26 protein-coding genes are annotated in these 21800 nt (G+C 41.3%); 12 read left to right on the top strand and 14 right to left on the bottom strand.

From position 1 onward, the window contains the following. Positions 1-61: 61 nt before the first annotated feature. From CWB80_RS01240 to CWB80_RS01220, 5 genes are all read left to right on the top strand, one after another. Positions 62-295 carry a hypothetical protein gene (locus tag CWB80_RS01240; RefSeq protein WP_054553376.1) on the top strand — a complete coding sequence of 78 codons (234 nt, stop codon included), beginning with the start codon at positions 62-64 and terminating at the stop codon, positions 293-295. A gap of 138 nt (positions 296-433) precedes the next feature. Then, a complete protein-coding gene (locus CWB80_RS01235) occupies positions 434-670 on the top strand; it encodes a hypothetical protein (protein ID WP_054553375.1) in 237 nt (78 codons plus the stop codon). A gap of 69 nt (positions 671-739) precedes the next feature. After that, positions 740-1972, top strand: a complete 1233-nt coding sequence (locus tag CWB80_RS01230; protein WP_138599738.1) for an exonuclease SbcCD subunit D C-terminal domain-containing protein — start codon at positions 740-742, stop codon at positions 1970-1972. Further along, complete coding sequence (locus CWB80_RS01225; RefSeq protein ID WP_138599739.1) at positions 1969-5622, top strand: SbcC/MukB-like Walker B domain-containing protein; 3654 nt, start codon at positions 1969-1971, stop codon at positions 5620-5622. Before CWB80_RS01230 ends, CWB80_RS01225 begins: the two co-directional genes overlap by 4 nt. Positions 5623-5631: 9 nt before the next feature. Further along, on the top strand, positions 5632-6294 hold the full coding sequence (locus CWB80_RS01220; protein WP_138599740.1) for a class I SAM-dependent methyltransferase: 663 nt from the start codon (positions 5632-5634) through the stop codon (positions 6292-6294). A gap of 572 nt (positions 6295-6866) precedes the next feature. On the opposite strand, the gene CWB80_RS01210 is transcribed toward CWB80_RS01220, so the two are convergent. The 9 genes from CWB80_RS01210 to CWB80_RS01170 form a co-directional block, all read right to left on the bottom strand. Next, complete coding sequence (locus CWB80_RS01210; RefSeq protein ID WP_138599742.1) at positions 6867-7172, bottom strand: hypothetical protein; 306 nt, start codon at positions 7170-7172, stop codon at positions 6867-6869. Between the two features lie 179 nt (positions 7173-7351). Next, entirely contained in the window at positions 7352-7678 is a 327-nt protein-coding gene (locus CWB80_RS01205) for a hypothetical protein (RefSeq protein WP_138599743.1), read from the bottom strand. Between the two features lie 75 nt (positions 7679-7753). Then, a complete protein-coding gene (locus CWB80_RS01200) occupies positions 7754-8134 on the bottom strand; it encodes a hypothetical protein (protein WP_138599744.1) in 381 nt (126 codons plus the stop codon). Between the two features lie 87 nt (positions 8135-8221). Further along, positions 8222-8716 carry a hypothetical protein gene (locus CWB80_RS01195; RefSeq protein ID WP_138599745.1) on the bottom strand — a complete coding sequence of 165 codons (495 nt, stop codon included), beginning with the start codon at positions 8714-8716 and terminating at the stop codon, positions 8222-8224. Between the two features lie 84 nt (positions 8717-8800). Further along, positions 8801-9328 (bottom strand): hypothetical protein, encoded by a 528-nt coding sequence (locus CWB80_RS01190; protein WP_212751206.1) that lies wholly within the window; start codon positions 9326-9328, stop codon positions 8801-8803. Positions 9329-9681: 353 nt separating this feature from the next. Next, positions 9682-11379, bottom strand: a complete 1698-nt coding sequence (gene ggt / locus CWB80_RS01185) for a gamma-glutamyltransferase (protein WP_138599747.1) — start codon at positions 11377-11379, stop codon at positions 9682-9684. A 136-nt stretch (positions 11380-11515) separates the two neighbouring features. Beyond that, a complete protein-coding gene (locus tag CWB80_RS01180) occupies positions 11516-12328 on the bottom strand; it encodes a substrate-binding periplasmic protein (RefSeq protein WP_138599748.1) in 813 nt (270 codons plus the stop codon). Positions 12329-12447: 119 nt separating this feature from the next. Next, the gene (locus tag CWB80_RS01175; protein ID WP_138599749.1) at positions 12448-12990 is read right to left on the bottom strand and encodes a DUF6942 family protein; all 543 of its coding nucleotides are present in this window, start codon (positions 12988-12990) and stop codon (positions 12448-12450) included. Then, on the bottom strand, positions 12987-13436 hold the full coding sequence (locus CWB80_RS01170) for a YaiI/YqxD family protein (protein ID WP_138599750.1): 450 nt from the start codon (positions 13434-13436) through the stop codon (positions 12987-12989). The genes CWB80_RS01175 and CWB80_RS01170 overlap by 4 nt, the downstream gene beginning before the upstream one ends. A gap of 104 nt (positions 13437-13540) precedes the next feature. On the opposite strand from CWB80_RS01170, the gene CWB80_RS01165 reads away from it, so the two are divergent. Beyond that, positions 13541-14074, top strand: coding sequence for a lipocalin family protein (locus CWB80_RS01165; RefSeq protein WP_054553367.1), 534 nt, complete (start codon positions 13541-13543; stop codon positions 14072-14074). A gap of 211 nt (positions 14075-14285) precedes the next feature. Here the strand turns inward: CWB80_RS01165 and CWB80_RS01160 are convergent, their stop codons facing one another. From CWB80_RS01160 to CWB80_RS01150, 3 genes are read right to left on the bottom strand one after another with little or no spacing between them, the layout of a single operon-like run. After that, positions 14286-14621 (bottom strand): DUF3325 domain-containing protein, encoded by a 336-nt coding sequence (locus CWB80_RS01160; protein ID WP_054553366.1) that lies wholly within the window; start codon positions 14619-14621, stop codon positions 14286-14288. Beyond that, positions 14618-16219, bottom strand: coding sequence for a PepSY-associated TM helix domain-containing protein (locus CWB80_RS01155; protein ID WP_138599751.1), 1602 nt, complete (start codon positions 16217-16219; stop codon positions 14618-14620). The genes CWB80_RS01160 and CWB80_RS01155 overlap by 4 nt, the downstream gene beginning before the upstream one ends. Beyond that, positions 16216-16560 (bottom strand): hypothetical protein, encoded by a 345-nt coding sequence (locus CWB80_RS01150; RefSeq protein WP_206004023.1) that lies wholly within the window; start codon positions 16558-16560, stop codon positions 16216-16218. Before CWB80_RS01150 ends, CWB80_RS01155 begins: the two co-directional genes overlap by 4 nt. Before the next feature lie 200 nt (positions 16561-16760). On the opposite strand from CWB80_RS01150, the gene CWB80_RS01145 reads away from it, so the two are divergent. From CWB80_RS01145 to CWB80_RS01130, 4 genes are read left to right on the top strand one after another with little or no spacing between them, the layout of a single operon-like run. Further along, a complete protein-coding gene (locus CWB80_RS01145; protein WP_138599752.1) occupies positions 16761-17453 on the top strand; it encodes an aspartate/glutamate racemase family protein in 693 nt (230 codons plus the stop codon). Positions 17454-17462: 9 nt separating this feature from the next. Next, the gene (locus CWB80_RS01140; RefSeq protein ID WP_138599753.1) at positions 17463-17825 is read left to right on the top strand and encodes a VOC family protein; all 363 of its coding nucleotides are present in this window, start codon (positions 17463-17465) and stop codon (positions 17823-17825) included. A 19-nt stretch (positions 17826-17844) separates the two neighbouring features. Continuing rightward, the gene (locus tag CWB80_RS01135; protein WP_138599754.1) at positions 17845-18426 is read left to right on the top strand and encodes a uracil-DNA glycosylase family protein; all 582 of its coding nucleotides are present in this window, start codon (positions 17845-17847) and stop codon (positions 18424-18426) included. 3 nt (positions 18427-18429) lie between these two features. Next, positions 18430-19164: a phytanoyl-CoA dioxygenase family protein gene (locus CWB80_RS01130; protein ID WP_138599755.1), complete on the top strand. Its 735-nt coding sequence runs from the start codon at positions 18430-18432 to the stop codon at positions 19162-19164. 45 nt (positions 19165-19209) lie between these two features. On the opposite strand, the gene CWB80_RS01125 is transcribed toward CWB80_RS01130, so the two are convergent. Then, the gene (locus CWB80_RS01125; RefSeq protein ID WP_138599756.1) at positions 19210-19767 is read right to left on the bottom strand and encodes a short-chain dehydrogenase; all 558 of its coding nucleotides are present in this window, start codon (positions 19765-19767) and stop codon (positions 19210-19212) included. Between the two features lie 112 nt (positions 19768-19879). Here CWB80_RS01125 and arfB point away from each other — a divergent pair, with 112 nt between their 5' ends. Continuing rightward, positions 19880-20293, top strand: a complete 414-nt coding sequence (gene arfB / locus CWB80_RS01120) for an alternative ribosome rescue aminoacyl-tRNA hydrolase ArfB (RefSeq protein ID WP_063703818.1) — start codon at positions 19880-19882, stop codon at positions 20291-20293. Positions 20294-20428: 135 nt separating this feature from the next. Further along, positions 20429-20746, top strand: coding sequence for a hypothetical protein (locus CWB80_RS01115; protein ID WP_054553358.1), 318 nt, complete (start codon positions 20429-20431; stop codon positions 20744-20746). Between the two features lie 16 nt (positions 20747-20762). On the opposite strand, the gene CWB80_RS01110 is transcribed toward CWB80_RS01115, so the two are convergent. Beyond that, positions 20763-21797 (bottom strand): DUF2955 domain-containing protein, encoded by a 1035-nt coding sequence (locus CWB80_RS01110; RefSeq protein ID WP_138599757.1) that lies wholly within the window; start codon positions 21795-21797, stop codon positions 20763-20765. Positions 21798-21800 lie beyond the last annotated feature (3 nt).

Raw genomic sequence — 21800 nt, 5'->3', positions numbered from 1 at the left:
CATTACAGTTAAAAAGAAGGTAATCGACTTAAATTCTAGTTAATGATGAAAGGGTGATTAGATGAAGTTTTATATTGTAAAAAAAGACTCTCGTTTAGCAGCCATTCCTGCGCAAGAATCAATCTTAAACGAGTACCAAGAACGTGGTTTTAAGTTTGTTGAGGTCATCAATGCATGTGATGAATCAGACGCCCTATCACGAACAAAACCAGAGATTAAAAGAGCTAACAAATGGCTAATTTGGTCATCTTCTTTGGTTATTTTGACCCTATCCATAATTATTTTTTGCAATTAAGTAATTTTTGTAGCATTTGCTATTGAAATTTACTGCCATTTATATTTAAAATCGCCCACTTTTTTGATTTTGGGGTCTACGCAGCATGCATTTTAATCCCCAAAATGTTTGGTAATCAGCATAGAATTCGGTGAGCGTATGGATTTCTATATCCTAAAAAAACAACAAGAACTAATTGCAATTCCAGCGGACGAACAAAATTGTAAACAGTACCTAGATTCAGGGTATTTTTATATCGACAAAGTAGCGGCATGTAATGAAACAAATGCCCTTAAGATTTTACAAGCTAAGCAAACTAAAGCGCTTAAAGTACCTATGATCATGGCATTGTTAGCTTTGCCAATGGTGGTTTTTGCTTGGTATAGCTTAAGTTAACAAACCAGGCTGGGCATCTTGGCTCAGCTTAGGTATATTGACGCTCTTAATAAATAATAAGAGCGTTTAATGAAAGTCCTTCATACATCTGATTGGCATTTAGGCCAACAATTCTACGAGCACTCCCGATTCGATGAGCATCAAGCATTTCTAGCTTGGTTAACCGATACGCTTGTGTCAGAACAGATCGACTTACTACTGGTTGCGGGTGACATTTATCATACGGCGACACCTCCTGCCAGCGCAGAAAATCAACTCTACCAATTTATTAAAACCACTAAGCAACATTGCCCTGACTTACACATAGTGATTATTGCTGGTAACCATGATTCAGCAAATCGCATTATGGCGGCAAAACCTTTATTGGCTCAGTTTGATACCCATGTTGTTGGCCGCTTTGATAGTAATGCTCCTCATGAAGTAGTACTGCCAATCAGCACAAAAAACGGCGATGCGAATGTTGTTGCTATGCCGTTTTTACGAAGTAGTGATTTAAGCAGTTATAACCGTCAACAAGAGCAACCGTTAAGTTACAACCAAGCCGTTGCCTTTGCTTACAAAGATGCATTACAAGCGGCAAGCGAATTACCAAGCGCGCCATTAATTGCCATGGGCCACCTGCATGCAAAAGGCGGAGACATCTCATCTGATTCTGAGCGTAACTTAGTGATTGGTGGTGAAGATGCGATATCGGCAAGCATATTTACTGATCAGCCTGATTATGTTGCACTAGGGCATCTTCATAAGGCTCAAACCGTCGCGAAGAAAGAGACCATTCGCTACAGTGGCACGCCAATGCCGATGTCATTTTCTGAAAGGCGTTACCAACATCAAGTTGTAATAGTCGAGCTTACTGACTCAGGTACTTCTGTAAACCCCCTTTACATTCCTAGCTTCTGTAAAGTCATGTTACTACCAGAAAAAGACTGTGTGCCACTGAACGAACTCTGTGAGCTTATAAAGCAGCTCGATTTAACAGATGAAGGTTTAGCGCCCTATCTGCGGGTTAAATTGAGCGCCCATGACACTGACACCACTTTCAGAGAACAAATAGAACAAGCCCTTGAAGGTAAGCAGGTTAAGTTTTGTGGCATTGAAAGAGTACGTCAGCAAAGCAACCAGCAAGACGATGAACAAACCCTATTTGAAGATGTCTCGCAAATTGAAGCGCTAAATCCACATTTACTTTTAGAGCAAGCATTTGCAAACAATAAAGATATGGCAGGGCAGGCGGTGCCAAAAGAATTAGAAAGCTTACTAAGCCAAGTGATCGATGAATTGAATGCAGAGGACCTACTATGAAAATTTTAGCGATTCGTGTTCACCAACTAGCCTCTATCTTAGACGCCGAAGTCGACTTTAGCGCTTCGCCTTTAAAAGAAGCAGGGTTGTTTGCCATCACCGGTGATACCGGCGCCGGTAAAAGCACATTACTCGATGCCATTTGCTTAGCACTTTATAACAAAACAGCAAGGTTACGCGGCGATACAGGCAATAAAATTGACTTTAACGGCGACAATATCAAACTCAATGACTCGCGAAACTTATTACGCCGCGGGGCAGGGCAGGGCTATGCCGAAGTCGACTTTATTGGCCAAGATAAACAACAGTACCGAGCAAGGTTAAGCTTTAGCCGAGCGCGTAATAAAGCCGATGGCAAGTTACAACCTGCACAACATAGCCTGCACTCTTTACCTGATGAAACCCTAATCGCCGATCGAAGCGCGGCAGGTAAAGAAATCGAGCGTATTATCGGTTTGAGCTTTGAGCAGTTCTCACGAGCAGTCCTTCTTGCGCAACATGAATTTGCGGCATTTTTAAAAGCGACCGGAGATGAGCGTGCGCAACTACTTGAATGCTTAACAGGCACCGATAAATTTAGCCGTATTGGTCAGCGAATTTTTGAACGCCATCGTGAGCAGCTGCAAGCATTAGAGCAGTTAAAGTTAAGTTTAAGTAATTATCAGGTTTTAAGCCCTGAACAGGTCGAAACGAAACAAGCAGAACAAAAAGCGCTTGAAGCTAAACTTGCTGAGTTGCAAAAGCAAATAAAACAATTTGAACAGTACCAAGGGTGGTACAAGCAAGCATCTCAGCAGCAACAACAGCTAAACCAGGCAGAGCAAGCAAAGCAAGAGTTACAGCAGCAAATGCACGCGCTTGCTGAAAAAGCCACTGAAGCGAAACAAGCTCAGCAATGCTTAGAAATAAAAGATAACCGTGAACGCGTCACTTCGATTACTGCTCAACATGGGCAACTTATTAAAAACCGTGAGCAGCTTTTAAACGTTGATCATAAAACACTGCTCAAAGACGCTGAGCAAACGCTTGAAAAGCAATCCGCGCAACTAAACCAAGCAAAGCAAGCACAAAAAGACGCACAACCTATTATTAGCCAGGCCCGTGAGTTAGATAAGCAGCTTGCCGTATTAAACCAGCAAGCAGCCGCGCAAAAAGTACAAGCAGAGAAAGCTAAGCACCATCATCAAGAGCTGACTAATACACTAAATAGCCATAAAGCCGAGCAGCAAAAACAGCTCGATCAACAAGCGCAAATAAATAGCTATTTAGAAACACACGCACAATGGCAACCATTAGCAAAAGACTGGTCATTCTTTAAAAGTGAGTTAAGCCGCTTTAGCCAGCAACTGCACACAATTAGCCAATCACAGCAAAACGTAAAAGCTCTTCAACCTAAAATTGATGAGCAGCAAGCAGCTGCGCAGCAGTGTAAAACTCAATACCAAGCCCTTGAGCAAGAAATTAAGCGCCTAAATGAGCAAGATACCGCCTTTAAATCGAGTTTAAACACCCAATCAATGGCAGATATCGACGCTAGGCTTGATGCGATTAAACACCTGATTGAAAAGCGCCAAGTATGGCAAACTAATCATCAGCAGTTAAAAAATTGGCAAACCCAGCTAAACACTTTAAGCCAAACGGAGCAGCAACTACAAACAGCATTAAAAGATGCGCAGCAAGGTGCAGAGCAAGCACAGCAGCAGGTTTCGTTTTGTGAGCAAAACTTACAGCAAGTGCAGTTAAGAGCCAGTGAAGGGGTTAGCCAGTTACGCGCCACTTTAAAGGCAGGGGAGCCGTGTGCAGTATGTGGCTCAAAAGAACACCCCTTTATGCATGAAGAAATGGTTAACGAGCAATTTAGTCAACTTATTAACGACTTTACCAACCAACTAACTAACGCCAAACAGCACTTAAAAGCTCAGCAAGCATTACAGCAAGCTAAAAGTAATGAGCTGGCGGCATGCAGCCAACAGATAAGCTCGTTAACTGGGCAAATCTCAGAACTGAGCGCTCAACAACAGAGCCTCAAAGAAACCATGGCGGCTAATCGTACTGAGCTAAATGATTTAACCGAAGATCAGTTAAACGAGCGTCAACAACAGCTCAGCCTGCAAAAACAGCAATACTACAAAACTCTTGAACAGCAACAGCAGCTGCAAAACACGCTTGCGGTTAAGCAAACTGACTATAATCAGCAAGGGCAAGCGCTACATAGCAAAGAGCAGCAATTAAACGAATTACAGCAACAGCTGAATAATCAGCAAACACGTTTAAACGAGCTCAATGATGAGCATCAGCAGCTTTACACGACACTGAATCAAAAGTTCGCCAGTGCACCATGGTGGCAAGCACTCAATACACAAAGCATTTCTTTAGAGAACATTGCAGATCACGTTGAGGCTTATCAAGCTTCGCTGCAAACGGCAGATGAGCTTAAAACTAGCTTAAAAGCCATTGAGCAGCACCTTGCACATGTAACGCCGCAGCTTAACGAAGCACATACCTCTTTATCTCAGTGCAACGAGCAACTAAGCCAAACTGAAAACGAACTAACGCAGATAAAATCAAAGCGCGGGGGCTTATTTAGTAACGCAGCGATATCGGTAGATGAATTTATAGCAGAGCTTGAAAAGGCGATAGATTCAGCGCAGCAGGCACTGCAACTTGCCCAAGCAACCCATAGTAACGCGATAAAAGCGCGTGACGAACAAGCCATTCAAATCGCCAATTTTGACGAGCGTGAAAAAGAACTCACCGCAGAGCAAGCGGCGCTTAATGAGCGATTTAGCCTTTGGTTTAACGATTTTAAAGCGCAGCACCCAAGTTTGGATGAGCAAGCAGTTAGTCAGCTATTAACGATAAGTCCCGCTGAAATTAAACAAACTCTGGCAGATTACCACACCGCCGAGAGCAGCTTAAAAGACGCTGAGGCTCTTTTAAAACAGCGACAGCAGGCGCTGGCTCAGCACCAAAAAGAAAAGCCAGTTCTCGGTGAAGATGAGCTGCAATTACAGCTTAATCAAGCCACAGAGCAACAAGTACAAGCGAATAATGCACTATTGCAAGTTGCGACTGAGCTTAAAACTCATCAACAAAATAGCCAAGCACTTGAAGACAAACAAAAGCTATTAGTTGAGCAGCAAAAAAGCTATGATCACTGGCATTTACTCAATAAGGTCTTAGGGGATGCCAGCGGCAAAACCATGCGTAATTTAGCGCAAACGCAAACCTTAAAAATACTGCTGCACTACGCGAATAGTCACTTACAGACACTAAATAAACGCTACAAATTAACAGCCATAGGGCAAACGCTCGATATCGCAATTATCGATAAAGACATGGCCGATGAGCAGCGCTCTGTTAATACATTATCGGGCGGTGAGTCATTTTTGGTATCGTTAGCACTGGCGCTAGGGCTTGCCTCGTTGTCGTCGAATAAAGTGCAAATAAACTCTTTGTTTATCGATGAAGGGTTTGGTACGTTGGACAGTGAAACGTTAAGCATCGCGATGGATGCTCTTGATTCACTACAAGCACAAGGCCGCAAAGTAGGGGTTATTTCGCACGTATCAGAAATGACCGAACGCGTTGCCACGCAAGTGCATGTGGCGAAAAAACCAGGTGGTTATTCGACCATCTCAGTTATTTAAAGGATTAGCATGCCAACTTTTAACCACGAAGAAGCAAATCATTACGACGAACGCATTTTGCGCCTAGTTCCAGGTTATGAGCTATTACATCAAGCAACCGCGGCACAACTTGCAGCCACGCTGAGCGATGAAGCGTGCATTTTAGTGATTGGTGCCGGAACAGGTAAAGAAATCATTGAATTAGCGGCGCTAAAACCAAGCTGGCAATTTATTGCTCAAGACATTTCGCAAGACATGCTCGATATTGCCGAGCAACAGTTTGGCCAGCATAACATTAGCGATCGCGTAACAGTACACTGCGGTGATATCAACGACATCGACACTCAATGTGACGCCGCACTGTGTTTACTAGTAATGCACTTTGTTGAAGATAATGGCGATAAAAAAGCGCTGTTAAAAGCGATTCACAGCAAACTTAAAAAATCGAGCAACTTATACATTGCCGATTTAATGCGCCCTGAAACCGCTTTTGAGCGCGAATCTCAACTACAGCTATGTTCGCAGTTAGGTCTAACCGAAGTCGGCGTAGAACGCATGCGCCACAACCTAGAGCACGAGTTTTACCCATTAGACCGCATTCGTTTTTCAGAGTTAATGAATGAAACCCGCTTCAGCACCCCTAAACAGTACTTTAAAGTGCTTGGTTTTGCTGGGTATGTGGTTGGGAGTTAGCTACGTTCTAGAGCTGTCAACTCGTAGGTTGGGTAGAGCGCAGCGAAACCCAACAAGTTAGCTAGTTAAGTGAGCTGTCAGCTTTCAGCCGTCAGCTCTCAGATTGAAACCAACAAGTTAGCGAGCTACGAGGGGAAAGAGTAAAGTTACATCGCGTAGGCGTGAAATTTATTTCGCGCGATTTATGTTATTTAACTCATTTAACTTACTGATTTTAGAGCTTAATAGTTTAGCAACTAATAACGCTATAATTTGAAATGGAATGAGAAAAAAGCCGCCTACGAAGTAAGCTTGGATAAAGTGCTCGCTGAATAGTCCTGTCACGATAAAATAGCCCATGAAAACAACATTTAGGAGCAATAGCACGAGAGCTTTTGAATTGGGGAATTTGCCTTTAAACAACAAGGCCATATTTATCACAAATATCAATGGAGTCGTTAAGTAAGTCAATACAAGTATTTCAGTTCCCATTTCCTGTTACCTAACTCCCAACTAAGAAGCAAAAAATAACTGGCTATAATTGGCGACGAAGAAGCAAAGCCAACTAATCCCCTCTTTAGAACTTGTTGGTTTTAATGTCTACTAACAAACTCTAAAATCCAATCATGTTCTTCATCTGATGAAGTTTCAGTATTAAAGAATTCTGATATTTCAGCTTTCATTGCTTCTATTTCATTTACACTCTCTTCGAGGGTTGATAAGTAAGTAGTATGAAAAAAGGAACCGTAAACCCCACTTGTTATAGAGTATGGTGCAATATCACCACCTTTTTCTAAAGTTAGGCGTGCGCCTTTGGAGTGCTCCGCGTCCACAATTATTTCACCATTTTCAGAACCTGTTGTTCCGATGGTTTCTCCATTATCTGTTTGATCCCACATAGCTCATTTAAAATAACGCCCGAATAATAGGTAAACCAAGTGCTGGCGGGCGAATTACTCCGCAAATGGCATGAAAATAAATGTGAATCTTAATTCATTTGCTTTTTAGGCATTCATTCTCTATTTACCATACTTGAGTATGCCAAAAACTCACACATACAACATTCGTCTTTGGGTGCTCACGAAACAATCAAGAAGCCATTTTTCTCATTTTCAGGGATGAAAAATTCACCTTTCATTTTTCCATTCACCTCTTTGGGGGATATTTCCTTGTGAGGGCTATCAACAATTATTGAACCTATTTCCTTTTGAGAGAGTGCTAATATAACCATTCCGTCATTTCTATATCCGTGAGCTTCTGAAGGAAATTCATATGAGTAATGATTTTTATCAATCTTGTTCATTACAACTAACGCATCATATTCCTCTCCCTCAATAGGTGAAAAACACGCGAATACATTTGCCGAGAGAAATATAAACAACAATGTGAGAAAACGTACAGTCATGATTTGAATACCAACGCCCTATTCAGGAGGTTTAATAGTTAGCTAAAACTTAGCAAAGCCAAATCAGCCTATTATTTATTTGCCTCTATTAAACAGCTTTCTAGGTGAACTTGCTCGTTTTGATTGATTAAACAACTGATAAGACAAAACTAATAACAATACAATGCCCACTTCTATCCCACCAAATGTTGGACTGCCAAGCAAAAACTTGGCGATTATTCCTAAGACAGCGGCAATACAAGCTAAAGCTGCTGCTACTTTGTACAACTTAAAGAGCCCTACTAGGCTGAAAATAAAGACTGTCGCAATAGACAACTCAGGGATGAAGTATAAAAAGATTTCAAAATACTCAACCTCTATCCTTTCAGAAAAGGACGCAACCCAAAATAGTGGTAATATTACACACCACACAAAGCAAATTATGTATGAAAGAAGGATAGATTTTGGCTGCGTCATCCAGTGCACCTAACTCCGTATAATGGGCAGATAATACTTGGCTAAAATTATGAGCGAAGAGAATTTCGCCAGCAGTTTTGTGTCTCTTTACTTTAACGTCTTGTTAGTTTTCAAGTACATCATACTATCTTTAAACACCTGAAATAACTGACAATGAAAACGTTGAAGGCTATCAATTAGCCTTTCAATCTCTTCTTGGTTACGGGCATACTCAGGGTTTAATTTTTCACTATTTGGTAGCGAATTAATCTGCGTTAAATTTAACCAAGATGAAGCGTCACAATCTACTTGGAATAACCAGTCAGTTACAATCCCGTCAAAATAAAAGTCCGCTAAAGCAATTGACTCTTGCAGTTCTTCGTATAGTTTTTTATCGACCACACGCTTGTTATCGACGCTCTGCAAAAACCTTTTTACGACCATATAGATTTTAAGCTTATTTGAGTTACTTTCGCGCTTTTCTTTATCAACATTTAGTTTCCATTGCTGGTATGCAATAAAGCCGACGGAAATTGCAATAACAGGGCTAAGTAAAGCGGAAAATATGTCGATAATTTGTTTGGCCGTGCTCAGGGATTCCATCTCAATTCCTTTGAAAACTAACGCTCTGCTCACCGGAAAAGTCGAGCGTAGCTAGATTTTTTATGCTGCTGTTACTTGTTATGTTTATTTTACTACCTTCATTGAAGCCATTATTTGTTTTCCGATAGGTAGCCACTTACCTGACTGCTCGGCGGTAGTATTGAAAGCTGCTAACAGAAATCGGCCATCAACAGATGTTCCGTAAATAATATTATGGATTTTCGTATCCATTGCTGGTGTTATTAACTCCATGACCATAAATGTCTGGTCATTTTGTAAAATAACTTCATCTCTGAGCCAAGATGCTGAAGGGTACATGTTATGAAACATCTTCGATATTGCACCGTGAGCTTCATTGATTTGATTTGGTTGCATAGCATTATTTGTATAGTTAAATGCTAAACTAACTCCACCAGTGTTGTCACTTAATACTTCTGATGGTCTTCTTGAGGAAGGATATTTTTTATCAAGAATACTAGTGGGCATTGGCCCAAAATCTTTTGGAGCATAAACTGAAACTTTCCCATCAAGTGCTTTAACTTCTATCATTTCTTCTGAAAGCACAGAGCTACTAAATAGAAAGACAAAAAATAATACTAAAAGTTTATTCACAATTTACCCTTTATAGACCAAACATAACAATTTTATAGTTCGCGCATCGCACACCTTTCTGCCGACATCACGCTCAAATATTTAATAAACCTATTACTAACAAATAACGTAATGCATTGCTAACTATAAATTTTTTATCGGTACTAAAGATATTCAGAAAAAACGGCTTAACGCTGATTTTGATCTTATTTGCAGGGTAGGTGGTTGGGAGTTAGCGAACCATGAACCATCGCGTGAAATAAATTTCACGCCTACGCGATGTGAAATCGCTACTACATCAAAGCTCGCTAACTTTACTCTTGAAACTCGCTTGCTTGTTGGGTTTCGCTCCGCTCTACCCAACCTACAATAGCCTAATACCCCGCGGCCTGTCCGTCTTTACGGGTTTCAGATGCGCCGTAATAAACGCCGGTTTTTGGGTCTTTCAATATTGCTTGATAACCACCGTATGGGCCAACCGCGTCTTGTAAGGTGTGGCCTTTTTTCATTAACTCACGGCGGGTTTCCATCGAAAAACCTGACTCTAAGCTAACAAAACCACCGTCTTCCATGATCTCGCCGGTTGGCTGCGATGAACCTGTGTGCAGAATACGTGGTGCATCACCGGCTTCTTGTAGGTTCATGCCAAAATCAATCATGTTGATAAGTATTTGAGCATGCATTTGTGGCTGTGTTGCGCCGCCCATTACGCCATAACTCATATATGGCTTGCCATCTTTGGTGACAAACGCTGGAATGATTGTATGAAATGGTCGTTTGCCTGGCTCATATTGGTTCATGTGGCCTTTTTTAAGGGCGAACATTTCGCCACGGTTTTGCAATACAAAGCCTAATTTTGCAGGTGTCATACCTGAGCCCATGCCACGGTAATTACTTTGAATAAGCGAAACCATGTTGCCGTCTTTGTCGGCGGTCGTCATATAAATGGTATCGCCTTCTACTGGGCCTGCGTGGTCACGTTTTGCAGCTTTATTAGGGTCTATCAGTTTGCGTCTTTGGTCAGCATATTGCTGCGAAATAAGTGTTTGTACGGGAATGGTGTTAAATGCTGGATCGGCGTAATACTTTGCACGATCTGCAAACGCGAGCTTTTTCGCTTCAACAAAGGTGTGTACGTATTCTGGGCTATCAAAGCCCATAGCTTTGATATCGTAACCTTCAAGAATATTCAGAATTTGCTGTGCGGCAATACCTTGGCCATTTGGGGGTAACTCCCAAAGCGTATACCCTCTATAATCGGCTCTCACAGGCTTAACCCATTCACTATGGTGGACAGCTAAATCTTCATACGATAAATAGCCGCCGTTCTCTTTCATGTAGCGACCTATTTCTTTAGCAATATCGCCTTTGTAAAAAGCATCGCGGCCGCCTTTGGCAATTTTACGATAGGTGTTTGCAAGGGCAGGGTTCTTAAAGATCTCTCCTTTTTCTGGCATTGCCCCATCAGGCATATATACATCTTTAAAGCCTGGGTATTTACCACGCGCAGCCACACTTTTTTGCATGTAATAGGCAATCAGTTCAGACACAGGGAAGCCATTTTCAGCGTAGTCGATAGCAGGTTGGAGTAAGGCTTTCATTGGTGTTTTGCCAAACTTTTTATGTAACTCAAACCAACCATCTACAGCACCCGGTACCGACACAGGCAATGGCCCATAAGCAGGAATGTAGTCACCTTGTGCTTTTAAAGTATCAAAAGATAAGCTTTGTGGTGAACGACCAGAGGCATTTAAACCGTAAAGTTGCTTGCTTTTGTTATCCCAAACAATGGCAAATAAATCGCCGCCAATTCCACATCCTGTTGGTTCAACTAGGCCTAGTACTGCATTTGCTGCAATAGCCGCATCAATAGCATTACCGCCGTCTTTTAAAACTTGTAAGCCTACTTGCGTAGCTAACGGCTGTGATGTAGCAACCATCCCTGATTGTGCGATGACTTCAGAACGACTAGCAAAGTTATGGCCTGTGATACGATCGTAAGCTTGAGCAGCACCTGCTGTGCCTAAGCATACTGCTAGCACTAAGCTTTTGAAGAGTGGAGTTGGTTTCATAGTTTTTGCCCTTTTTATTTGTCACTATAAAAAGCAATTTAAGATCAGGCAATGGCTTTGCGTTCGAGCGCGAAAAATCGCGATTGACTTCAAAAATAAGAAAAATAGCGGCTAACTTACCTAAAATCACTCCAATTTAATAAATGGCAGAGCCATTTAAGCACTGCTCTGATACTTTGGATGCTTCGCCGTGAGAGTGCCTATCCTCTTCTACAAACTGATCAACAAAAGGGTCAATCAGGTTTTCTTGCTTCATGGTATCGAGGGCGTGTTGCAGCTTAGTAACTACCTCCGGCGATGTGTTTTTGTTAAGTGCTAAATAATTACCCACTAAAGCAGGGTGCTTTAACTCAAATACAGGTGTGACTTGGTCTGGGCTCATACCTACATTCATCAATTGTGTTGATAGAGTGAGAGAGGAGCCAATCAGTAAATCATGCTTGCCTTGCTTAAACATTTTAAGTTCTTCGAACTTTTTTGAGTAAGTTAAAAATTGCTGGCCTTCAGTAAGGTTAAAATCAGCAAGAACGGTTTGATATACATCACCACGAGATACGCCAATGGTGTAGTTTTGCAACGACTGTGTACTCGTTACTTTAATGTCGTTTCGGTCATTTAAACGATAGAAACATGAATGCCCAGATACCAAAGGGCCAACCCAGTAAAATTGAGTTTCTCGCTTTGCGGTACGTGAAGTAGAGTAAATTCCTGCATTCGGTTGGGCGAGGGTTAGTGACATTGCGCGCTTCCAAGGCAATACACTAAACGTACAGCTCAACTTAGCTCTTTCGCACAAAGATTCCATGATTTTGGTGTTAATACCAGTGAGCTGATTGTGCTCCACAAAATTATAGGGTGGGAACACTTCAGTATATAAAGTCAATTGTTCAGCACTCGCCATAACAGAGCTAGCTGTAAACAAACTCACTATTGGTAAATGCTTAAACATCGGTTTAGCTCCATTTTTCACACTTTAACAATTCGATCAGAGTTTTCATCTAAACTCCTATTAAGCTCTACAGTATTTAAAGCTTAGTTTGCTAACTCAATAACGCAATAAACTAGAAACTAAGAAAAAATATCGGCAACAAGCTGGCTAAGTCGTGCAATTTTAATATTACTTAACTGGCGATAATCAAAATAGGGGCAAACAATCACTTTATCTGATTTACTAATAGCAAATTCATCATCAAGCCAAGTTAATTGGCAATGCAAAAGTCCGTCATTTATAAGCTGTTTAGCATGTGTTCGCCCTGCAATTATATGCAATTGCTCTGGTTTGCCTAATATCGGCGGACTAAACAGTAATGTAGTTTGGCTGTGTGCTTGCAGCAGTTGTTCATCGCGATAGCTCTGCCAATCAGATGCTCTTTTTGCAAAATCATAATATTCACTTGGTAGTGCAAACAGCACTTTGCCATACACGTTAAAAACTTTGCGCCAACCATTTCCACATGCTTGGTTTATTTCGTTTATTTGGCCGGGTTGCATTGCATGCAAATGATCAAGCTGTTGCCAAGCAGGCATCGGCGGGCGCTTTTCTATATAAACAGCGACTTTAAACGCATCATCACCAAAACCCTGCAGTGGCGCACTATTAACGACACTCATAACTGTTTAGCTAGGATTCGATCAAGATTATTTGCAAAGTTTTGGCGGTCTGCTTGGCTTAACGGCGGTGGGCCACCGGCCATTTCAACACCACTTGAGCGCATTGTTTCCATAAAATCACGAACGTTTAAACGTGAGCGAATATTTTCGGTCGTATATAATTCACCGCGCGGATTAAGCGCTTGTGCGCCTTTTTCGATGACTTCTGCAGCCAAGGGAATATCACCGGTGATCACCAAATCATTCGGCTCAATACGTTTAACGATTTCGTTGTCGGCAATATCAAAACCCGAAGATACCTGCAAACGGCTAATAAACTTTGAGGGTGGTACTCGCATCGCATGGTTCGCCACTAATGTGGTAAAGGTCTGTGTGCGCTCTGCGGCACGAAACAATATTTCTTTAATAACGACGGGGCAGGCGTCTGCATCAACCCAAATCTTCATGCTGTTCTCAATCTTTAATTTTAGACATTAATAGTTTACCGTAATTGAACTAAATTAGTGCTATTAACGTATTAATTTGTTTAATTTTTAAAGGGAGTAAAAACGTGCAAACATCATTAAAATTAATCGGGGTTTTATGTATCACAGTCATTTTATCTGCATGTACAGGCGTGCCAGACAACATCAAACCCGTCGATAATTTTGAGTTAAACAGATACACAGGAACATGGTACGAAATTGCACGTTTAGATCATTCATTTGAACGCGGCCTTGAGGGCATTACCGCCGAATACTCAATTAACCCAGATGGCAGTGTGAAGGTTATCAACAAGGGTTACAGCGCTGAAGATAAAGAATGGCAGCAAGCTGAAGGTAAAGCGAAGTTTGCAGAGGAACAAAACATAGGCCACTTAGAAGTCTCATTCTTTGGACCATTTTACAGCTCTTACGTGGTGTTTGAATTAGATAAGCAAAATTATCAATACGCTTATATCACAGGTTATAACAAAGAGTATTTATGGTTTTTGTCGCGCACACCGACCGTGACAAAACAGCAAATGCAGGACTTTATAAACACTGCAAAAGAATATGGCTTTAAAACAGATGAACTTATCTATGTTGACCATAATAGCTTGTAAAGGGGCTTTACAACTGTCTTTAAACTATCACGAATGTGCAACACAACTGTAATGGATGCTAGGCAAACTTAGCGTCGTTAAATTGAAGCAACATGTGATCCCCCAATTTAATCCCCTGCTAGGGTAGGCATTGCCTACCCATTTTTTTAACAAATTTGATCAATTAAGCATTATTGCAAATTGCTATCAGATCAGTTTTTTACTAACTAAACTACAAAATCATCACCGAAAAGCCACTCAACAGTAAAATAGACATAGTAAATACACTGACATGCTTCACCCATGAAACAGTAAAACTGTATAAAATCATGAGCATAAGCACACTTAAAGCCATATAGCCGCAAAACAGCAATGCGCCGTACCCAGCATCAGACAGCACACAAAGTACCAAACTTAGTAAAATACTGATCCAGCCACTGGCTAAAAAGCTATTTCGTTGTTTTTCGGTTAATTTCTTTTTAAATACATCACGAAAATGATTGAATTTTGCCAGCGCAAAACAATTAAACCCTAAAAAGCAGAGACTAAATTGCAGTAACTCCATCATCCTTGTTGCTCCTTTAACACCCTATTTTTACTTGGTTTTGTCTTGTTAATAACAGCTTTGTGACTAGCTATTTTTTTGCTTTGTAGTAAAAACAACACGCCAGCACAAATAAACGCACTATCAACACCGAATAAGGCCCATTGATTAGTTAGTAAATACGTGATCCAATTACCATCTGTTGTCAGTGCATTTACCACGGGCACGAGAAAGCAAGCTATTGCATTGAGCCATGCATTATAGCGCCAATGGCGTTTTTCTATACTGCTCACAGCCGAAAGCGCCACCGCAAGCCAAGTTAAGAAAAACACGAGTATTTCTTTATCGGCACGCCCAGCTAACTCTAAAGGCAATAAACGATTAGCAATGAAGAACGCTGAAGTTGCTAGCGGCAAGCCCATTAAAGTTATTAAATTAAGACTTTCAACAAGCTTTAAACCAAAGCTTGGTTTTTGCTCTGCTTTGAGCCTCTCGCGTAAGCGTTTTGCCCACATAATGCAGCCTGTAGCGATCATGGCACAGCCAGCTACGCCACAGAAAAAATACAACCAACGCAGCAACGGCTCCGCTAAACGACCGCTATGCAATGCCGTCATTGAGTCATAAAACTGCGCCGAAGCGCTCCAATCTTCGCCAGAACTCGCTTCAAGCTCGCCCGTTACACCATTGAATAAGTAGCGTGGTCCGTTATCTACAACCTCTTTGCCGGTTGCCAAATAAACCACGATTTGTGAGGAAGCAGTATTCGCATTTCTTACAAACACGTAGCTAATATCAGCATTCGGTGACTTAGTATAAATCTGATCTAACACATCTTTGATTGCCACCATAGGGCGCTGCTCTTCACTGGGCTTTGCACGTTTATTAATAGGCAATGCCTCATCAAACATTTGCCTTAAGCCATTTTCATATACAGTCTCGGCAGGGTAGGGGAACAGCATAAAAATCAGTGTAATAATACCCGTGTAGGTGATCATGATATGAAATGGTAATGCCAGCACTGACGAAACATTGTGTGCATCGAGCCAGCTTCGGCTGCCTTTGTTTGCTCTAAAGCTAAACATATCTTTAAAAATACGTTTGTGGATCACGATGCCTGTTATAAGCGCTACCAACATAAATAATGAGGCTAAACAAACAATTATCCGTGCAGTAAATACATCTATGTAATGTAAATCAAAGTGTAAGCGATAGAAAAAGTTACCCCCCTTAGTTTCCCGAGGTTCGGGTAATTGCTCTAAGGTATTAGGATCTAAATGTGAGTAGTTGAAAGGTGCTCGGCGCTGGCCTGGCTGTTTAGGCTCAGCAAACCCATAGCTTAAAACAGGGTTACGTGGCTCAGGTAAGTTTATCCGCCAAGATAATGAATTAGGTGCCTTTTGCTGTAATTGCGCAAACACATAATTAATTTGCTCAGCTTGAGACTGAACCCGTTGTGCTTGATGCTGCACATTGTGTGTTTCGGGTTTAGCCCAAATAGTGATTTCATCTTTAAAAAAGCTGATGGTGCCAGCAAAAAAGATTAAGAACAGTAACCAGCATACCAGCAAGCCAACCCAGGTATGAAGCCAAGTCATTGAGCGGAAAAAGCTCTCTTTCATAACCAATCCTTAATCAATGAAAGGGCCAGCAATTGCCCACCAGTTGTTAGTAAAATAGTGATCCAAACAGTCTTTAAAGACTTAACTGCAAACACCCAAATAAACACACAACAGTAAAAAAATACCGATAGAGTCGTGGTTAACAGCACGCTGTCGAGTTTATTAAGTGGTAATAACACAGCTAGTAATGAAATAAGCACACTGGTAAAGGCGTAACCACCAATGATGGCTGCAACGAAACGCAAAAACACAGCAACACGATAAGATAGGCTCACAGAGCGCTTTTTAGCTGTATTTTTAGGGCGATTGGTAGTCACTGCATCTAATGATTGAGAATGCATGATAATCCCTTAAAAAATAACACGAGAAGAAAACCCCGTATTATATCGCCGACAAACAGAAAAGATAGTAGTTATCATTTGCATGCACGTATTAAATAGTGAAACTGAACCAACTAAGTCGATCTGTTAGTAAAATAATGATCTGCTAGCTTTGTTCTGTGCAATATCATATGGTGTTAAGTAAATAAAAGGGAGCTGCAATGAAAACAATAGGCTTAATCGGTGGCATGAGTTGGGAGTCTACACAAAGTTACTACCAGCTTTTAAATCAAGGCATTAAAAACAAACTTGGGGGGCTGCATAGTGCCAAGATAGTACTCGTTAGCCTCGATTTTGCCGAAATAGCTATGCTTCAACAGCAACAAGATTGGCCGCAAATGGCGGAGATACTCATTAAAGCCGCTAAGCAGGTTGAAGCTGCGGGCGCGGATTATTTATTAATTTGTACCAACACGATGCATAAACTAGCTAAGCAAGTACAAGCTGCGGTTGCAATTCCTTTATTACACATTGCTGATGCAGTTGGTGAAAACCTGATCCAACATAACTTTAAGAAAGTGGCTTTGTTGGGTACCCAGTTCACTATGGAACAAGACTTTTACAAGCAGCGTTTAGCAGATAAATTCGCCATAGACGTGTTAATCCCTGATGCACAGGGGCGTGAAACAGTGCATCGTGTGATTTATGATGAACTATGTAAAGGCGTTATCAGCCCACAATCTAAAGCCGAGTATTTAACCATTATTGATAATCTAACTCAGCAAGGTGCTGAAGCCATTATTCTTGGTTGCACCGAAATAGCCTTATTAGTTCAACAAGCAGATACATCGATTCCATTACTTGATAGTACTGCTCTTCACTGCGCTATGGCGCTTGAGAATAGTTTAAATTAGGAGCACACCATGTCGAACCACCATAGCTTAAATTATGTTGAATTTGCTGCTAAAGAATTAGCCGCAACAAAGGCATTTTTTCATCAGGTTTTTAAATGGCAATTTACCGACTATGGCCCTGAATACACGGCCTTTAGCGCTGAATCTGCGGGGCTTGATGGCGGGTTTTATCAAGTCCCATTAGCTAGCTTAACCAATAATGGCGGCGCGCTACTGGTGCTTTATTCAAATAATATTAAAGAGACGCAAGCTCAGGTAGAAAAACACGGCGGCACAATTATTAAGCCCTTGTTTGATTTTCCTGGAGGCTGTCGGTTTCACTTCACAGAGCCAAGTGGTAACGAGTTAGCAGTTTGGTCAAAACAAGCATAGATCATATTTTTACTAACTCATGAGTACTCAATCATTATTAGAACAAGTTAGTAAATGCGTGATCTGCGAACCTCATTTACCACTCGGAGCGCGGCCCGTTATCCAGTTTAATCCACAGGCTCGCATTTTAATTGCTGGTCAAGCACCGGGAATTAACGTGCATGAAAGTGGCAAACCTTTTAATGATGCAAGCGGGCAAAGGCTTCGCTCTTGGCTTGGTGTAACAAGCGATGAGTTTTACGATGAGCACAATTTTGCTATCTTGCCGATGGGCTTTTGTTACCCGGGCAAAGGAAAATCAGGTGATTTACCGCCAAGAAAAGAGTGCGCGATTGCATGGCGTGAAAAGCTCTTAGCACAACTAAATAATATTGAGCTCACCATTATCTTAGGTAAGTACGCGCAGGCATATCATTTGCCTCACACTAAGCAGCTACCCTTAACTGAGTTAGTAAAATCGTGGCGTGAATATTGGCCAAATTACTTGCCACTTCCTCACCCAAGCCCTCGCAATAATATCTGGCTAAAGAAAAATCAGTGGTTTGAGCAACAAGTATTGCCTGAGCTTAATAATAAAATACGTGCAATTTTAGCAAGGTAGAAAATGAAAAATAACTTTTTTGCTGAAAACGGCTACTACCATGTAAAGGGACTTTACACAGAGAGTGAGCTTAGTAAAGTAAGGCCAATTCTCGATAAATTTCATCAACACTGGTTGCAAGAAAACCAATCTTTTTATCAATCTAGAGGTATTAATAGCTCAGGTTTGACTGGCGCTGCATGTTTAAGTGCTGAGGAAAAGTTTACTCTTTTTAAGTTTGTCAGCGCCAACACACTATTGAAACAGGTTAAAGGTATTGTTGCTGGTCCTCAGTTTATGAATACTCAACTATTCTTTAACCCATACAATCCCAAACAAGCTAACTATTGGCATCGAGATATGCAGTATCACTTAGAGCTTGATGCGCAAAAAGTAGCTCTTAACGGCCCTGAAGTATTACATTGCCGCGTTGCTTTTGAAGATGAACCGGGAATAGAACTTATACCGGGTAGTCATAAAAACTGGGATTCAGATGAAGAGTTAACAGTTAGATTAGAACAGCAGGGCGCTCGAAATAGTGACTCACTCGTTCGTGGTAAAAGTGTGGCACTCAAAAAAGGTGACTTACTCATATTTTCGGCAAACATGAACCATCGGGGCTTGTACGGCATGAATCGTTTCGCCCTTGATATTTTATACTTTGAACGTCATCCAAGCCTTAGCGAGTTTGTACAAACTGGATTTTTACCAACTGCAGAACAAAAGCTGCATCTAAAAAACGCTGTGGTATTCGAGTAAGCGTAAAAAAAGCGGCTACCTAGCCGCTTTCTTTTCGTTTTGCAGTTACTGCAACATTGCGAACAATTCTTTTAACTGCGGCATATACTGCTTAACTAAGTTAACGTTACTTTCGCTAACATCTGCTGTTGCAGTACTTGCTTTAATACCTTCTAAAGCACCAGCCATTGAGCGAGTACCCGCATCAGATGATGATGCTGTAAGGCTTTGCAAACCACTCATTGCTTGGTTTACACGCTGCTTGTTCTCTTCAGACATACCCGCTTTAAGGTTTTCTAAATACGCCATTGATACCTCTGTACCAACAGTAACTAACTGCTCAGGTGTGAAACCATATTGTTTGGTAAGGGCTGCAAACTCAGTGTAAAGCTCATGCTCTTTGATGTGACCTAATGCTGACATCACTGACGAACTATCAACACCATCAGAACTACCTAGCATACCACCAAGGTTTACAGTATCTAACTCAGATTGGCTTTGTGACCAATTAACAACTGCAGGAAGGGCTTTAATGTAACGCTGTAGCTGATTTTCAGAAATATCTTCTGCGAAGCTAGAAAAACTCATCGCAAGTAGACTCATAGAAATAAGTAGTGCTTTCATCGTGATCTCCTTTCTTTCAAAATGGTTAGCAACCGGCGCAAATAGTCGAGCTATTATGTTTAGCCAATTACAAATGTTACAATACCTTTTTTACCATAGCTAACTGAACCTGATGTTAATTATTTCTAATACCGTCACAATTGATGAATGGGAACTCGACTTTAGTGCGATCCGCTCGCAAGGCGCGGGCGGGCAGAATGTCAACAAAGTGGCCACAGCTATTCACCTTCGCTTTGATATTAAACGCTCAAAGTTACCTGACTTTTACAAACAACGTTTACTTAATTTGAATGATTCTCGAATTACCAAAGAGGGCGTTATTGTTATTAAGTCGCAAAGTCATCGCACGCAAGAGATGAACAAAGAGGATGCGCTTAATCGTTTGAAAGAATTAATCGTTAATGCCACACAAGTACAAAAGGCGCGCAGAGCGACAAAACCAAGCAAAAGTTCTCAGAGAAAACGCATGGATAGTAAAACCAAAAGGGGACAAACAAAAGTATTAAGAAAAAACGTAAAATTCTAACTTTCACATCAGATAATCGTGTCAAAAATAAGCAGAACTGTAAAGAAGTGTAACTTGTTAACAAAGTTAATTGATGGTTAATCCTACCGCGACTATAATAGTCATACAAACTCACCACTAATGAAGGAGCCGCTTATGGGCCAGAAATCACGCATTTTTGCCGCTGCAATGATAACGCTGTCAGCTTTGCCTATGTCGGGCTTTGCTGTAGATTCATGGCAAGCCGGAAACGCGTATCCCCAAGGTAGTGAAACCTGTTATAACGAGATTCTTTATAAAGCCAGATGGTGGGCAACTCCAGGTGAAGAACCTGGCAGTTCGCAATGGGGGGCTTGGGTTGCAGATGTCGCCTCAAAAACCTGTGTACAGAGTGTTGTAAAGAAACAAGACGATTTACTTAAGTCTTTACCGACCATTTTCGAACCAAATAATAAAAAAGGGAGTTCTGATTAACTCCCTTTTTTAATCTTTACTCAAACGTGTGATGCCTTGTCATTTCAAAGCGATTTAAGATGTGATGCATTATATACACCGCACACAAGCTCAATAGTATTGCCACAGACACTGACGAAAAACGATACAGCGCGCTGTAAACCAGATCTTGCCCCGGCCCTAATGACTGGCCAAACAAAATACCAAATGTGGTGATAATACCAAAACCAACACCCGGAATACCGCCACCAATTATGTGATAACGACTAAAGATAAAGGTCAAAATCCACAGAATTAACGCAGGAAATATTAAAATATCGGTATGGTTATACAAAAATAACTGTGCCACTAACGCTAAGTTACAACCAATTAAGGTGCCTATAGCACGTTGCCATGCCGCCATACCTGCCGCTTTCCAGCACAACGAAAACAATATCAGTACCGAGGCCGCTTGAGCAGAGATTGAATCTTGTAAATCAAAGACCTGAAAAACAACGAATGACAAGGTAGCTACAGTTGAGCAAAGTAATACTTCATGACGCACACTTTCTTTTGCTTTTTCTGGCATTACCCGACCTTGGCGTGGTGCTACATCAGGAAATAAACCATGCATTAGCATCGAGAACACCACTGTGACCACAACGGCAACAGCGTTACTAATGATCAACGGATAAATACTCACTCCACTGCCAGTGTAGGTCGAAAAGTGCAATTGAATAGACAAACTCACCACCGTTGTGGCGCCAAATAAAAAATTAGCGCCACGGCTCATTTGATAAAACAAAAAAGCAAATGCGATAAAGCACATCATTGTCATAACAACAGGCAGGTGTGAAAACAAACCTTGTACAACCAATACGAACAGCGCACTGAACACCGCGCCTGCATAAAACTGACGAATAATATGCATGTTAAGCACAGGCACTAAACCGAGCAATAGCATAGGGTAAACAGTAAAAAAGATGCCATTAGGCCAGTTCATCAATTTTGCCAGTGTAAACCCTAGTGCTGAGCCCGTGGCAATACGTAGCGCTTGGCGCAAGCCATTACCATCGAGTTGCAATACTGACATAAC

Source organism: Pseudoalteromonas sp. S1650, assembly GCF_005887195.1.
GTDB classification, from domain to species: Bacteria; Pseudomonadota; Gammaproteobacteria; order Enterobacterales; family Alteromonadaceae; genus Pseudoalteromonas; species Pseudoalteromonas simplex.
This window is presented reverse-complemented; position numbering and strand designations above follow the sequence as displayed.

Excerpts from the sequence above, each read along its gene's own strand:
- CWB80_RS01200 (WP_138599744.1), bottom strand. The coding sequence starts at position 8,134 with ATGACGCAGCCAAAATCTATCCTTCTTTCATACATAATTTGCTTTGTG.
- CWB80_RS01135 (WP_138599754.1), top strand. The coding sequence starts at position 17,845 with ATGAGTACTCAATCATTATTAGAACAAGTTAGTAAATGCGTGATCTGC.
- CWB80_RS01180 (WP_138599748.1), bottom strand. The coding sequence starts at position 12,328 with ATGTTTAAGCATTTACCAATAGTGAGTTTGTTTACAGCTAGCTCTGTT.
- CWB80_RS01150 (WP_206004023.1), bottom strand. The coding sequence starts at position 16,560 with ATGCATTCTCAATCATTAGATGCAGTGACTACCAATCGCCCTAAAAAT.
- ggt (WP_138599747.1), bottom strand. The coding sequence starts at position 11,379 with ATGAAACCAACTCCACTCTTCAAAAGCTTAGTGCTAGCAGTATGCTTA.
- CWB80_RS01205 (WP_138599743.1), bottom strand. The coding sequence starts at position 7,678 with ATGACTGTACGTTTTCTCACATTGTTGTTTATATTTCTCTCGGCAAAT.
- CWB80_RS01170 (WP_138599750.1), bottom strand. The coding sequence starts at position 13,436 with ATGAAGATTTGGGTTGATGCAGACGCCTGCCCCGTCGTTATTAAAGAA.
- CWB80_RS01230 (WP_138599738.1), top strand. The coding sequence starts at position 740 with ATGAAAGTCCTTCATACATCTGATTGGCATTTAGGCCAACAATTCTAC.
- CWB80_RS01110 (WP_138599757.1), bottom strand. The coding sequence starts at position 21,797 with ATGTCAGTATTGCAACTCGATGGTAATGGCTTGCGCCAAGCGCTACGT.
- CWB80_RS01240 (WP_054553376.1), top strand. The coding sequence starts at position 62 with ATGAAGTTTTATATTGTAAAAAAAGACTCTCGTTTAGCAGCCATTCCT.
- CWB80_RS01115 (WP_054553358.1), top strand. The coding sequence starts at position 20,429 with ATGGGCCAGAAATCACGCATTTTTGCCGCTGCAATGATAACGCTGTCA.
- CWB80_RS01225 (WP_138599739.1), top strand. The coding sequence starts at position 1,969 with ATGAAAATTTTAGCGATTCGTGTTCACCAACTAGCCTCTATCTTAGAC.
- CWB80_RS01210 (WP_138599742.1), bottom strand. The coding sequence starts at position 7,172 with ATGTGGGATCAAACAGATAATGGAGAAACCATCGGAACAACAGGTTCT.
- CWB80_RS01130 (WP_138599755.1), top strand. The coding sequence starts at position 18,430 with ATGAAAAATAACTTTTTTGCTGAAAACGGCTACTACCATGTAAAGGGA.
- CWB80_RS01175 (WP_138599749.1), bottom strand. The coding sequence starts at position 12,990 with ATGAGTGTCGTTAATAGTGCGCCACTGCAGGGTTTTGGTGATGATGCG.
- CWB80_RS01140 (WP_138599753.1), top strand. The coding sequence starts at position 17,463 with ATGTCGAACCACCATAGCTTAAATTATGTTGAATTTGCTGCTAAAGAA.
- arfB (WP_063703818.1), top strand. The coding sequence starts at position 19,880 with ATGTTAATTATTTCTAATACCGTCACAATTGATGAATGGGAACTCGAC.
- CWB80_RS01195 (WP_138599745.1), bottom strand. The coding sequence starts at position 8,716 with ATGGAATCCCTGAGCACGGCCAAACAAATTATCGACATATTTTCCGCT.
- CWB80_RS01125 (WP_138599756.1), bottom strand. The coding sequence starts at position 19,767 with ATGAAAGCACTACTTATTTCTATGAGTCTACTTGCGATGAGTTTTTCT.
- CWB80_RS01235 (WP_054553375.1), top strand. The coding sequence starts at position 434 with ATGGATTTCTATATCCTAAAAAAACAACAAGAACTAATTGCAATTCCA.
- CWB80_RS01145 (WP_138599752.1), top strand. The coding sequence starts at position 16,761 with ATGAAAACAATAGGCTTAATCGGTGGCATGAGTTGGGAGTCTACACAA.
- CWB80_RS01220 (WP_138599740.1), top strand. The coding sequence starts at position 5,632 with ATGCCAACTTTTAACCACGAAGAAGCAAATCATTACGACGAACGCATT.
- CWB80_RS01155 (WP_138599751.1), bottom strand. The coding sequence starts at position 16,219 with ATGAAAGAGAGCTTTTTCCGCTCAATGACTTGGCTTCATACCTGGGTT.
- CWB80_RS01160 (WP_054553366.1), bottom strand. The coding sequence starts at position 14,621 with ATGATGGAGTTACTGCAATTTAGTCTCTGCTTTTTAGGGTTTAATTGT.